Genomic DNA, 13,600 nt, shown 5'->3' on the forward strand with positions numbered 1-13,600 from the left:
AACTAAGCCTACGCCTATAATTAATTAAATATTTTGAATTATTTTAAAGCAAAAATCATACCTGAACCGGTGCTGCTCCGCCGCACCGGTAAGTTATTGGAAAACCAATAGGCATTTATTTGTAACTGGCATAAATTAACTAAACTGTTGATTAAAATTACACCATTTGTAAAATTTTTTTACACTCCATGCTTACTCAACAAACGCCAAGGATTTCCGGTTGCGGCGGTTTTAACGTTGACATGAACAAACGTTTCCGTGATAATGTAATCAATCTTAATCATCCAACGGAGGTTGTCCTGTGCAATACAATGAAAAAATTCAAAAAATCGCACAACTGATCAGGGAATCAAAAAAAACGCTGGCCTTAACCGGGGCGGGTATCAGTACGGAAAGCGGGATCCCCGATTACCGGAGCCCCGGAACCGGACTTTGGGAAAAACATGACCCCGTAAAAACAGCCAGCCTGTCTGCGTTGCGTAGAGATCCCGCGCAATTTTACGCCCTTAACCTGGAACGGTGGACCGCGTACGGCAACGCCAGGCCCAACGTGGCCCATTACGCACTGGCACGTCTGGAAAAAATGGGCCTGCTGCTGGGAGTAATCACCCAGAATATCGACAGCCTGCACGTGCGGGCCGGATCGACCAGGGTCTGGGAGGTGCACGGCCACCTCAGGACCTGTCACTGCATGGATTGCCGTAAGACTTATCCATTTGATTTCCTGGTTGCTCGTTTCCGGCAAGGTGAAAATCCGCCGGCTTGCACCGCCTGTTCCGGTATTCTACGCCCGGACGTTGTACTGTTTGAAGACCGGATGAATGAGGATTTCTTTCAGGCCACCCAGGTAATTTCCGGTTGCCAGCTGTTAATCGTGGTAGGCAGCAGCCTTACCGTCTACCCCGTCGCAGGCCTGCCGGGCGTAGCAAGGCAGCTGGTGATTATTAACCGTACCCCCACGCCATGGGACGAAGAGGCGACAGTTGTCGTCAACAGCAGCGCCGGGCAAGTTTTAAGGGATGTCATGGCGGAATTGGGCGAGGTTATCCCGGCTGACTACGGTACTTGAATAAAACAAAATTAACTTTCCACGAACAACCAAGTTACCTCTAATTCAACGATCACCTGCAAGTTCCAGCAAGCCCAGCAATGGTAAGTGGTCTGAAGCCAGACTTTCGTACAGCTTGGATTCCCTTAATCGCCAGTGTGAGGAGAAAAAAATATAATCAATCTTATGCCTGGGTAATGTTGAAGGAAAAGTTGGCCATGCCCCCGCCGGGTCCACCGACAGAAGCGTGGCTTGGATTTTTTTTATCTCCGGGGCTTCCGGCGAAGCGTTAAAATCACCGGTCAGGATCAGGGGTTCGGACTCGCTGTTGATGATATTCATTATTTCCCGCACCTGCAGCATGCGCTCACTTTGGTTAAGGCCCAGGTGGGTGGTAAAAAACGATATAGCGCGGTGCCCAAGACTAATCCGCACTCGTAGCAGGCCCCTTTTTTCCCCTGTGCTGGGTAGAGGAAAATTTTGTGACGATTCCACGGGATAACGGGAAAGCACTGTGTTACCGAATCGTATGAACAAAAACCGTGTGACGTTGGGGCCAAAAACAGCGTGCATACCCAGCATTTTGCCGATTTTACGCGGCTGGTCCGTAAATCCGCTGCGGGGATTGAAAAAATCAACTTCCTGTAACCCGGCAATATCCGCCCCCGTCGCAGCGATAGTAAAAGCCACTGCCTCCGGGGATATTATGCCGCTGATGCCGTGGCAACTCCTGATGTTATAGGTAAGCACACGCAATTTCATTTTCGTCACCAGAGTTGATATAATGTATTAATAATATATGCCTGATCTATGCCATGCCGGTTCAGCCATCCTCCAGAATTTAATCCGCCCGCATGTTACATTGGTTTAAGTGTCAATATCAATAAAAAGGAGCTTTCAACGTTGAGTATCGTAATTTTGGGAATTGAAACATCCTGCGATGAAACATCCGCTGCCGTTGTGGTGGACGGCGTTACGATTAAATCCAATGTCATCTCCTCCCAAGTTGATATACACCGTAAATTTGGCGGAGTGGTGCCTGAAATCGCCTCACGCAAGCATCTTGAGATGATCAACGCCGTCATCCGGGAAGCGCTGGACCGGGCGGAAATAGATTTTAAGGATTTGGACGCCGTGGCTGTGACATACGGTCCCGGACTGGTGGGGGCCTTACTGGTGGGGGTAGCCGCAGCCAAGGCCATCGCCTACGGCCTGGATCTACCCTTACTGGGCGTCAATCATATCGAGGGGCACATTTTCGCAAATATGCTGGTTGAGTCCGAACCCGGGTTACCCGTGCTTTGTTTAATCGTTTCCGGCGGCCATACCGACCTGGTGCTGATCCGGGAGTTCGGCCGGTATGAATTGCTGGGCTCAACCCGGGACGACGCTGCCGGTGAAGCGTTTGATAAAGTGGCGCGCGTGCTGGGGCTCGGCTACCCGGGCGGTCCCTTAATTGATAAATTGGCCGCTTGCGGCAACAAAGATGCCATTCCCCTACCGCGCGCATACCTGGAAGAAGGCAGTTTTGATTTCAGTTTCAGCGGCCTGAAAACAGCGGTAATCAATTACATTCACCGCGCCGTGCAGAAAGGAGGGGAGCATATCAACAAAGCCGACGTAGCGGCAAGTTTTCGCCAGGCCATTGTGGATGTACTGGCGGATAAAACCATGCTGGCCGCCCGGCGGTACGCTACAAAAAACATCATGCTGGCGGGCGGGGTGGCGGCCAATACACTGTTGCGGGAACAATTGTCCCGCAGGGCATCGGAGGAGGGTTTGCGGTTAATTTACCCCCCGCCGGTGCTTTGCACCGACAATGCGGCTATGATCGCTTGCGCCGCCTATTACAAGTACTTGCGTCAAGATTTTGCACCCCTGACTCTAAACGCCGTGCCAAATTTGCGGTTGGGGCGGGATTGTTACTAACACGCCGCAGTCAAAAAGATATCCACAAAAAATTCACAATGCTGCTTGATCATGTGTATGGCTTGTTGCCGGCCAATAGTTGAGCAGTGCGGTTATTCACAATATTTTTTTATACAAATATATTTATTTTGCTGGTTTTAGTATATTTATTTTGCCTAAAAATATTTTTTCTGTGGATAATGTGGATAAGTCTGTTAATAACTTGTTAATTAAGAGTTTAACCTGTGGGTGGAATTTTATCTTGCGAATGCAAAATTTTGTCGAATCGCTAATTTACTGGAGTGCGGGGCACGGCAACATTCTGCCGTTGACATCCCGTTGTAATGTCAGCTGTATTTTTTGTAGCAACCGGCTGAACCCTGAAGGCGTGGAAGTGTTCAATATCAAGCCGCGCACACCCGACCAGGTGCGTCAAACTGTGGAGTTCCTGGACCCGCTGCGCCCGGTGGTGATCGGAGAGTCGGTAACCAGGATCAACGAGGGGGAACCTTTTTCACACCCGCAAATAGAGGAAATTTTGATTAGCATCCGGAAGGCTTTACCCCGGACGCCCATCCGGATTACCACCAACGGTTCCCTTCTTGATCACCGGCGCGTATCCTTATTACAATCACTGGCGCCGGTAACAGTCTATCTTTCCCTGAACAGTGCCAATGCCGCGGTTAGAAGGCAAATAATGAGCGATTCCCGGGCCTCCTATGCGGTGTCGGCAGCTTCATTGCTTGGCCGGCACGGCTTTGATTGGCACGGAAGCGTTGTCGCCATGCCCCACCTGACCGGGTGGGACGATTTAAGAGATACCATCCTTTACTTGGCCCGGTGCAACGCTAAAACAATCCGGGTGTTTTGGCCGGGATACACCTGCTTGGCGCCGCCGGAGCTGCGGTTTCCTTCGTCGATGCCGGAGAGCTTGCGCGATTTTATTGGCGAAATTAAAGTGTCAACCCCGGTACCGGTGACCATGGAACCGCCATTAATCAACGACCTGCGCTCCGAAGTGGCAGGAGTGATTAAAGGTTCCCCGGCCCACCGGGCCGGTGTGCGGCAGGGGGACATAATCCGCGCGGTTAACGGAGCCGCCCCTTTTTCCCGGGTCCACGCCTATCAACTGACCAGAAATACGGCTGACCCGCAGTTGACCATCACCAGTTCCGGCGCTGTGACCAAAACCGTGCTTTTGAGGAAAAAGGCGAGGGAAAGTTCGGGGCTGGTCATGGAATACGACATCGACCCGTCGACGGTGCGGCAAATCGAGCGGGCCGTTACCGTAAGTGGAGCAAACCGAGTGCTCCTGCTAACTTCCGTACTGGCCCGGAATATAATCAATAACGCATTGCTGCGCTTGAAATCAAGGCATTTCGTAACGGTCATCCCCGTGTCCAATAAACTCTTCGGTGGCTCGATAAACACAGCCGGTTTGCTTGTGGTAGACGATATGGTGGCTGCTATGCAGGATTTTTTCGCCCAGTTTCACCGCCCGGACCTGGTATTATTACCCCGCGCGCCGTTTGATCACCGCGGGCGCGATCTCACCGGAAAATCCTGGCGGGAGATTGAGCAGCATTTGGGTCTGCCGGTTCAGGTAATATGATAGCTCGTAAAGTATTGCTTTGGCAGGGTTTTGTTAGCGTTAACAAGCAGTAACTTTAACCACTACGAAGATAATTGCGAAGAGAGCGATTGATACCACCGGAGCCCAGATACAAGTACCGGTTTTTGCAGTGAAATCAAATATTATAAATTAAAGTAAAACTCTTTTTTTAAACCTGAAGTTATGCTATTCTTTTTTAAACTAAATCGCGAAAGGAGTAAGCAGGTGTACTGGCAGAAGGAATACGAAACCATGCCGCGCGAGAGACTTGCGGACTTACAACTGGAAAGGCTTCAGCAAACAATTAAAAGAGTATACGATAACGTCCCATTTTACCGCAACAAATTAAGCGAAGCCGGCATCGAGCCCGGTGATATCAAATCGCTGGATGATTTAAGCCGCTTGCCTTTTACCACCAAGCAGGACCTGCGGGACAATTACCCCTTCGGCTTGTTCGCCGTTCCCATGGAAGAAGTGGTCAGATTGCACGCTTCGTCCGGAACTACCGGCAAACCGACAGTAGTAGGTTATACCCGGAACGACATTGTCACCTGGTCGGATTTGATGGCCCGGGCGCTGGTGATGGCGGGAGGGTCCAAGAAGGACATAGTGCAAAACGCTTACGGCTACGGTTTATTCACCGGAGGTATGGGCATCCATTACGGTGCCGAGCGTTTGGGAGCCACAGTGGTACCCATATCGGGGGGAAATACTTCGCGCCAGTTGATGTTAATGCAGGATTTCGGCACCACCATCCTAACCTGTACACCCTCTTACGCCCTTTACCTGGGTGAGGAAATGGTCAATACCGGCATCGACCCGGCTAAATTAAAGCTGCGGATAGGCATTTTCGGAGCCGAGCCCTGGAGCGAGCGCATGCGCAACCAGCTGGAAGCTAAGCTTAACCTCACGGCGCTGGACATTTACGGCTTGAGCGAAGTAATCGGGCCGGGCGTGGCCATGGAGTGCCCCGAGAAAAAGGGCATGCATATATTTGAAGACAACTTCATTGCGGAAATCATCGACCCGGAAACAGGTCAACCGCTTCCCTACGGGCAGCCGGGGGAACTGGTGATCACCTCGCTGACCAAGGAAGCGCTGCCCATTATCCGTTACCGGACAAGGGACATTACCGTGCTAAAAGACGATGAGTGCGGGTGCGGCCGAACATTTGTCAGGATGGAGCGTGTAACCGGCAGAACCGATGATATGCTGATCATCAGGGGAGTTAACGTATTCCCCTCCCAGATTGAAAGCGTGCTGCTGGAATTCGGCGATACCGAACCGCATTATCTGCTGGTGGTGGACCGTAAAGGAACGCTGGATGACCTGGAAATCTGGGTGGAACTGAGCGACAAGTTTTTCTCGGATAAGGTCAGGGCGCTGGAGGACCTGGAAAAAAGGCTCCGGGCCCGAATTCTGAGCGTGTTGGGCATTTCCGCCAGGATTAAGCTGGTTGAGCCGCGCACCATCCCGCGCAGCGAAGGCAAAGCCAAACGGGTGCTGGATAAGCGGGAAATCTAATCAAATAATGTAAAACTATTGTTCCGGGGCAAATTAAAATTAATTAAGGGGGGCGAGCAGGTGAAAGTAAAACAAATATCAGTGTTCCTGGAGAACAAGTCGGGCCGCCTGGCGCAGGTAACCCGGGTGCTGGGTGAGAACAACATCAATATCAGGGCTTTATCCATTGCCGATACCACGGATTTTGGCATTTTGCGCCTGATAGTAAACAACCCCGACCCCGCTTACCGGGCGCTTAAGGACGCCGGGTTCACCGTCAGCACCACCGAAGTGATCGCAGTGGAAGTGAAAGATGAACCCGGCGGTTTGGCCAGGGTGCTGGAAATACTGCAAAACGTCAACATTAATATCGAATACCTCTACGCGTTTCTTCAGAAGGCAACTAACGCCGCCTTGGTGGTTTTCCGCGTGGAACAGCTTGATGAGGCAATCAAAGTATTACAGGAAAACAATATCAGTATTTTGGAAGGCAGTCGCGTATATGCATTGTAATCATGGTTTTGAAATACTGCTCTAAACCCTTCCCTTAACGGGAAGGATTTATTTTTTTACCGGCGAAATATATTGTATACTGTTTCCAGGTATTTGCGGGTTGTGTCTTTGACATTAAAAATTTTTGCTAATAAGAATCTTTGGAGGAATTAATGTGTCCAAAAACGAATTAAGAAAGAATGTAATCGCGGGGCGCAATGCCCTTTCCGGCCGGGACGTGGCGGAAAAAAGTAAAATAATCGCCGGGCGGATAATGGAATTAAAAGAGTACCAAAACGCGCTCACGGTGATGGCTTATATTGATTTCCGCAACGAGGTGCAAACGGAGGCAATTATTCAAGACGCGTTACGCAAGGGTAAGCGGGTAGCCATTCCCATAACGGATATCCGGAACAAAAAATTAATTCCTTCGTTGCTGGAAAATTACCCCGGCGACCTGGCCCCGGGAACATGGGGCATCCTGGAACCCAAACCCGGGTGTATCCGCCCGGTGGAGCCGGGTGAAATCGACTTGGTCATAGTGCCCGGTGTGGCCTTTGATACAGCGGGCAACCGGCTCGGTTACGGCGGTGGCTTTTACGACCGCTTTCTCCCCCGCACCAGGCGGGACACTGTATTCCTTTCCCCGGCCTTTGAGTTGCAGGTGAGGCCCAACGTATACCCCGGCAAACATGACATCCCCATCCATTTACTGGTTACCGAGGACAGGGTGCTTGATTTTCGTCACATCAGGCAATAACAATTATTCACCAAACCTGGCAATCTACCCGGGCGACCCAAACGCTTGGGCTGATGTAATGTTTTGTAATAACGAGAGGAGGGAGAAGTTTTGGCAGCGTGCAAGTGTGAACAAAACCTGGAATCAAAGTATCAAGAATTACAGAAAGTCTTTGACAAGTACAGAAATGTAAAGGGAGCTTTGATTCCGCTGCTGCAGGAGGCCCAGGAAATTTTCGGCTACCTGCCCGGGGATGTCATGAAAAAGATATCCCGGGAAATCGGCGTACCCTTCAGTAAAACCTTCGGAGTGGCGACTTTTTATTCGCAGTTTCATTTAAAGCCCAGGGGCCGCAACATTATCAGGCTGTGCCAGGGTACGGCCTGCCACGTGCGGGGTGCCGCCAAGGTGTTTGAAGCCGTATCCCAGGACCTCGGGGTAAGCAGGAATGAAACCACCACTGACCAGCGTTACACCCTGGAAACCGTGGCCTGCCTGGGCGCCTGTGGACTGGCGCCCGTTATGATGGTGAACGACGATACCCACGGCCGCTTGACCCCCGACAAGGCCGTTTCAGTAATCAAAAACTACGAATAGAAAGGAGGCCTGGCAATTTGAAAAGCTTGTTGGATAAATGTTGTGACAAATGCACCCATAAACCCCAAACTCCATGCCGGGACTTCATCAAGTGCCGCAAGGCGGGTCCGATTTGCCATGACGACGAATTATGCCGTCAAAAGAGACAAAATATATTATCCGACATCCATCTTCCGGAAGGTTCGGAAAAGAAAAATATTCTTATCTGCGCCGGTACCGGCTGTACTTCATCCGGATCAAGAAAACTGGTTGACGTATTAAAAGAGGAGCTTCAAAAGCACGGCCTCTCCGATAAGGTCAAGGTAACCATTACCGGCTGCCACGGCTTTTGCGAGCAGGGTCCGCTGATGATCGTGGAACCCGACAAAACTTTCTATGTCCGGGTGCAGGAACAGGATGTGGCAGAAATTGTGGAACAAAACTTGATCGGTGGCCAAGTAGTTGAAAGATTACTTTATAAAGATCCCACTACAGGCGAACTGGCCAGGACTTACGAAACCGTACCCTTTTACGCCAAGCAACAGCGCCTGGTGTTGCACAACTGCGGGCATATCAACCCTGAAGACGTGGCCGAGTACATTGCCAACGACGGTTACGCCGGCTTCGTCAAGGCTTTGTTTGAAATGACCCCCGAACAAGTGATTGAAGAAGTTAAAAAATCGGGCCTGCGCGGGCGCGGGGGCGCGGGATTCCCCACCGGTATGAAGTGGGGCTTTGTGCGCCAGGCACCGGGCAACAAAAAATACGTTGTGTGCAACGCTGACGAAGGCGACCCGGGCGCCTTCATGGACCGTAGCGTACTGGAAGGCGACCCCCATGCAGTGCTGGAAGGCATGATGATCTGCGGTTACGCCGTGGGCGCCGACGAGGGTTACATTTACGTGCGGGCCGAGTACCCCCTGGCCATTGAACGGCTCAAGATCGCCATCGCCCAGGCCGAACAATACGGTATTCTGGGAGACAACATTTTCAATTCAGGATTTAATTTCCACATCAAGATCAAGGCCGGCGCCGGCGCCTTCGTATGCGGCGAAGAAACCGCGCTGCTCACTTCCATCGAGGGCAACCGCGGCATGCCCAGGGTCAGGCCGCCATTCCCGGCCCAATCAGGCCTGTGGGGCAAGCCCACCAACCTGAACAATGTGGAAACCTATGCCAACGTGCCCTATATTATCCGCAACGGCGGCGATGAATATGCCAAGTTGGGCACCGAGAAAAGCAAGGGCACCAAAATTTTCGCCCTGACCGGCAAAGTAAACAACACCGGCTTGGTGGAAGTGCCCATGGGCATGACTATGCGGGACATTATTTTCACCATCGGTGGCGGCATCCAGGGCGGCAAAAAATTCAAGGCCGTGCAAATCGGCGGCCCGTCGGGCGGCTGCATTCCGGAGGAAAACCTGGACCTACCGGTGGATTATGATTCGCTGACCGCCGCGGGCGCGATGATGGGCTCGGGCGGCCTGGTGGTCATGGACGAAACCACCTGCATGGTAGACGTGGCCCGGTTCTTCCTCACTTTTACCCAGGCCGAGTCCTGCGGCAAGTGCACCCCCTGCCGGGAAGGCACTAAGCGCATGCTGGAAATCCTCACCCGTATCTGTGACGGCAAGGGTGAAATGGAAGACCTGGAAACCCTGGAACGCCTGGGCCGGGTGGTCAAGAACACCGCCCTGTGCGGTCTGGGCCAGACATGTCCCAACCCGATCCTGTCCACCCTGCGTTACTTTAAAGACGAGTATGTTGCCCATATCCGGGACAAGCACTGCCCCGCCGGAGTATGTCCCAGCCTGCTGGTATATAAAATCGACCCGGAGAAGTGCAAGGGCTGCGGCAAGTGCGCCAAGAACTGTCCAGCCGGCGCCATTACGGGTGAAAAGAAAGAGCCGCATGTCATTGACCCGGATAAATGCATCAAGTGCGGCGCTTGCATGCAGGGTTGCAAGTTCAACGCCATTTACAAGGCCTAGCCTGATCCGTTACAGCAAGCGACTCTCTGAAAAGGAGGGAAAATAATTGTCCTATGTATCCCTGACCATCAACGGGATTAAGATAAGCGTTCCCAAAGGAACCACCGTGCTAGACGCGGCCCGGGAGGCGGGAGTGTTTATCCCCACTTTCTGCCACGACCCGGATATCCCGCGCTTCGGCGCCTGCCGCATCTGCGTGGTGGAGATCCCCGGGATGCGCAACCTGCCCGCCTCCTGCGTTACCGAGGCCACCGAGGGCATGGAGGTATATACTGAATCCCCGGCAGTGGTGGAAGCGCGCAAGACCATCCTGGAACTGCTCCTGGCCAATCACCCCCAGGACTGCCTGACCTGCGAAAAGAACGGGGACTGCCGGCTGCAGGATTACGCTTTCCGTTACGGCGTCAAGGAATCCGGTTTTAAGGGGGAACGTAAAAACTACCCGCTGGACGACTCCAACCCGTACATCATCCGGGACGCCAATAAATGCATCCTCTGCGGGCGGTGCGTGCGCACCTGCAACGCCATCCCCGAGCGCAGTGTGATCGATTTCGGCTACCGCGGCTTTAACACCAAAATCGTCACCGCCATGGACACCCCGCTGGGCGAGTCGGATTGCGTCTACTGCGGCCGCTGCGTAACGGTTTGTCCCGTGGGGGCGCTCACCTGGAAACCGCTGACAGGCAAGGGGCGCGTGTGGGAACTGACCCGGCAGGAGGTAACCTGCACCTTCTGTGACAGCGGCTGCACCTTTGAGGTGCTCAGCAAAGACGGTAAAAATATCGGAGTGGTGCCCAAAACGCCCGGAAACGGCCGCCCGCTCTGCCTGAAGGGGCGGCTGGGGCTCGAACTAAAGTACCTGGACGACCCGCCGGCCCCGCAATTGAAGAAAGGCGATGAATTTGTACAGGTGTCCTGGGGCGAAGCGCTGGGACTGGAAGATATTCTGTCCAAGTTGAGTAAAGACAAGTAAAAGAAGGGAGGGATAACTTCCGGTGGCAGAAGTTACATTGACCATCAACGGTATTTCCGTAACCGTACCAAAGGGAACCACCGTATTGGACGCCGCCAGGCAGGCCGGTATATTCATCCCCACGTTTTGTCACGACCCGGAACTGACCAGATTCGGCGCCTGCCGCATGTGCGTGGTGGAAATCCCGGGAATGCGTAACCTGCCCGCTTCCTGCGTCACCGAGGCCACCGACGGCATGGTGGTGCATACCGATTCGCCGGCGGTAATTGAGGCCAGGAAAACCATCCTGGAATTGATGCTGGCCAATCACCCCATGGACTGCCTGACCTGCGGCAAAAACGGCGACTGCCGGTTGCAGGATTACGCCTACTTGTACGGGGTTAAAACCGAACCCTTTGGAGGAGAAAAACACAACTACCCCGTTGAAAACGACAATCCCTTTATCGTCAGGGATATGAATAAATGCATCCTTTGCGGCAAGTGCGTGCGCGCCTGCGCTGAAATCCAGGGCAAAAGTATTGTTGACTTTGCCTACCGCGGCTTCGACGCCAAGATTACGCCGGCCATGGACGTGCCACTTTCCGAGTCGGAATGCGTATTTTGCGGCAACTGTGTCGCCGTTTGCCCGGTGGGGGCGCTGCAGGAGAAGGGACTGCGCTCGGCCGCCAGGACCTGGGAAGTGAAAAAGGTTAAAACCACTTGCCCTTATTGTGGCACGGGTTGCAGCTTTGAATTGAACGTGAAGGACAACAGGGTGGTAGGCGTCACCTCCTGCGACGGCGATGTCAACGGCCGGGCCCTGTGCGCCAAGGGACGTTTCGGCTACGGCTTTATTCATCACCCCGACCGCCTAACCACTCCGCTGGTTAAAAAGAACGGAAAATTTGTGAAAGCCACCTGGGAAGAGGCGATTAGCCTGGTGGCTCAAAAACTGGGAGCCGTCAAAGATAAATACGGTTCCGACGCGCTGGCGGTGCTCAGTTCCGCCCGCTGTACCAACGAAGAAAATTACCTGATGCAGAAATTTACCCGCGCGGTGCTCGGTACCAATAATATCGACCACTGCGCCCGTCTCTGACACGCTCCCACCGTCGCCGGTCTGGCGACTGCATTCGGAAGCGGCGCAATGACCAACAGCATCAGGGAAATCGCCGGTGCCAACTTTATTCTGGCCATCGGCACCAACACCACGGAGTCCCACCCCATCATCAGCCTGCAGGCCAAGAAGGCCAAGCGCAACGGGGCAACCCTGGTGGTGGCCGACCCAAGGCGGACCGAGATGGCTGAACTGGCCGATATTCACATGCAATTAAATTCCGGTTCCGACATTGCCCTGCTCAATGCCATGGCCAATGTCATCATCAGTGAAGAACTTTGGAATAAAGACTTCGTGGCCAACAGAACCGAAGATTTCGAGGCACTGAAACAAACCGTGGCCAAGTATACACCGGAATACGCCGCGGAAATCACCGGTGTTCCGGCGGAAACCATCAGGGAAGTGGCCCGTGGATACGCCAGGGCAAAAAATGCCACCATTTTATACACCATGGGCGTGACTCAACATATCTGCGGCACCCATAACGTATTTGCCGTGGCCAACCTGGCCATGCTTTGCGGTCATATCGGCAAGGAGAGCAGCGGCGTCAACCCGCTGCGGGGGCAGAACAACGTTCAGGGCGCCTGCGACATGGGCGCGCTGCCCAACGTTTACACCGGTTACCAGCCGGTAACCTTGGAAGAAAACCGGGCCAAATTCGCAAAGGTTTGGAACGTCGGCGAACTGCCGGCCAAGCCGGGCCTGACCGTGGGCGAAATGATGGAAGGCGCGGCTGATGGCAGGGTTAAAGCCATGTACATCATGGGTGAAAACCCGGTGCTGTCCGATCCGGACTCGGACCACGTGGTCCACGCCTTGGAGAAACTGGAGTTTTTAGTGGTACAGGATATATTCCTCACCGAAACTGCGGCCCTGGCCGACGTGGTGCTGCCGGCGGCCAGTTTCGCCGAAAAGGACGGCACTTTCAGCAATACCGAACGCCGGGTGCAGCGCGTACGCAAAGCCATCGACCCGGTGGGCGATGCGAAGGCGGACTGGCAAATCATTTGCGACGTGGCCACGGCCATGGGATATCCCATGCAATATGCCTCGGCGTCGGATATCTTTGATGAAATCGCCAGATTAACACCTTCTTACGCCGGCATATCATACGCCCGCTTGGAGCAAGGCGGCATCCAGTGGCCCTGCCCCAGTGCGGATCACCCCGGAACCCCGTACCTGCATAAGGATAAGTTTGTCCGGGGTCTGGGCAAGTTCAACCCGGTGGAATACATTCCTCCGGCGGAACAACCCGATCAGGATTACCCGTTCGTGCTAAGCACCGGTCGCCGCCATTTCCATTACCATACAGGCACCATGACCCAGCGTACCGGCGCACTGGAAGTGCACTACGGCGCCGAGCACCTTGAAATCAACCCGCTGGATGCGGCCGACCTGGGTGTGGTTGACGGCGACACGGTCCGGGTCAAATCCCGCCGCGGGCAAGTGGAAGTAAAAGCACGCCTTACCGACGTGGTACCGCGAGGCCTTGTATTCACTTCCTTTCACTTCCCGGAAGTGGCCATCAACAAGCTGACCAACCCGGCCAGGGACCCGGTGGCCAAGATACCGGAGTTGAAAGTTTGTGCCGTAAAAGTGGAAAAGGCAAGTTAAACTCCATATACGCGTAAAGCCGGAAAGCAATTTCCGGCTTACTTTTTA

At 53.4% G+C, this 13,600-nt stretch carries 11 protein-coding genes; 10 read left to right on the forward strand and 1 reads right to left on the reverse strand.

Features of this window, described 5'->3' with window-relative positions; all coding sequences use genetic code 11:
• The first annotated feature begins 301 nt into the window (after window positions 1-301).
• A complete protein-coding gene (locus tag IT084_RS09175) occupies window positions 302-1,069 on the forward strand; it encodes an NAD-dependent deacylase (RefSeq protein WP_195712549.1) in 768 nt (255 codons plus the stop codon).
• A gap of 45 nt (window positions 1,070-1,114) precedes the next feature.
• On the opposite strand, the gene IT084_RS09180 is transcribed toward IT084_RS09175, so the two are convergent.
• Window positions 1,115-1,810 (reverse strand): endonuclease/exonuclease/phosphatase family protein, encoded by a 696-nt coding sequence (locus IT084_RS09180; RefSeq protein WP_195712550.1) that lies wholly within the window; start codon window positions 1,808-1,810, stop codon window positions 1,115-1,117.
• A 141-nt stretch (window positions 1,811-1,951) separates the two neighbouring features.
• Here IT084_RS09180 and tsaD point away from each other — a divergent pair, with 141 nt between their 5' ends.
• The 9 genes from tsaD to fdhF all read left to right on the forward strand — a co-directional run bounded on the left by tsaD (window position 1,952) and on the right by fdhF (window position 13,552).
• Window positions 1,952-2,977, forward strand: a complete 1,026-nt coding sequence (tsaD, locus tag IT084_RS09185; protein WP_195712551.1) for a tRNA (adenosine(37)-N6)-threonylcarbamoyltransferase complex transferase subunit TsaD — start codon at window positions 1,952-1,954, stop codon at window positions 2,975-2,977.
• A gap of 247 nt (window positions 2,978-3,224) precedes the next feature.
• Window positions 3,225-4,568: a DUF512 domain-containing protein gene (locus IT084_RS09190; RefSeq protein ID WP_243276879.1), complete on the forward strand. Its 1,344-nt coding sequence runs from the start codon at window positions 3,225-3,227 to the stop codon at window positions 4,566-4,568.
• A 183-nt stretch (window positions 4,569-4,751) separates the two neighbouring features.
• Complete coding sequence (locus tag IT084_RS09195; protein ID WP_195712553.1) at window positions 4,752-6,092, forward strand: phenylacetate--CoA ligase family protein; 1,341 nt, start codon at window positions 4,752-4,754, stop codon at window positions 6,090-6,092.
• A 60-nt stretch (window positions 6,093-6,152) separates the two neighbouring features.
• Window positions 6,153-6,584, forward strand: a complete 432-nt coding sequence (locus IT084_RS09200; protein WP_195712554.1) for an ACT domain-containing protein — start codon at window positions 6,153-6,155, stop codon at window positions 6,582-6,584.
• Between the two features lie 154 nt (window positions 6,585-6,738).
• Window positions 6,739-7,323: a 5-formyltetrahydrofolate cyclo-ligase gene (locus tag IT084_RS09205; RefSeq protein ID WP_195712555.1), complete on the forward strand. Its 585-nt coding sequence runs from the start codon at window positions 6,739-6,741 to the stop codon at window positions 7,321-7,323.
• A 90-nt stretch (window positions 7,324-7,413) separates the two neighbouring features.
• The gene (gene nuoE / locus IT084_RS09210) at window positions 7,414-7,899 is read left to right on the forward strand and encodes an NADH-quinone oxidoreductase subunit NuoE (protein WP_195712556.1); all 486 of its coding nucleotides are present in this window, start codon (window positions 7,414-7,416) and stop codon (window positions 7,897-7,899) included.
• Window positions 7,900-7,916: 17 nt separating this feature from the next.
• Window positions 7,917-9,869: an NADH-quinone oxidoreductase subunit NuoF gene (gene nuoF, locus IT084_RS09215; RefSeq protein WP_195712557.1), complete on the forward strand. Its 1,953-nt coding sequence runs from the start codon at window positions 7,917-7,919 to the stop codon at window positions 9,867-9,869.
• Window positions 9,870-9,915: 46 nt separating this feature from the next.
• Window positions 9,916-10,842 carry a 2Fe-2S iron-sulfur cluster-binding protein gene (locus IT084_RS09220; RefSeq protein WP_195712558.1) on the forward strand — a complete coding sequence of 309 codons (927 nt, stop codon included), beginning with the start codon at window positions 9,916-9,918 and terminating at the stop codon, window positions 10,840-10,842.
• A 22-nt stretch (window positions 10,843-10,864) separates the two neighbouring features.
• Window positions 10,865-13,552: a formate dehydrogenase subunit alpha gene (gene fdhF, locus IT084_RS09225; RefSeq protein WP_195712559.1), complete on the forward strand. Its 2,688-nt coding sequence runs from the start codon at window positions 10,865-10,867 to the stop codon at window positions 13,550-13,552.
• The last annotated feature ends 48 nt before the right edge of the window (window positions 13,553-13,600 follow it).

The organism is Desulfallas sp. Bu1-1, assembly GCF_015594625.1.
Lineage (GTDB): Bacteria > Bacillota > Desulfotomaculia > Desulfotomaculales > Desulfallaceae > JADNRQ01.

What these genes read in the sequence shown, in the direction of transcription:
- IT084_RS09180 (WP_195712550.1), bottom strand. Translation starts at nt 1,810, where the DNA reads ATGAAATTGCGTGTGCTTACCTATAACATCAGGAGTTGCCACGGCATC.
- IT084_RS09190 (WP_243276879.1), top strand. Translation starts at nt 3,225, where the DNA reads ATGCAAAATTTTGTCGAATCGCTAATTTACTGGAGTGCGGGGCACGGC.
- IT084_RS09195 (WP_195712553.1), top strand. Translation starts at nt 4,752, where the DNA reads ATGCTATTCTTTTTTAAACTAAATCGCGAAAGGAGTAAGCAGGTGTAC.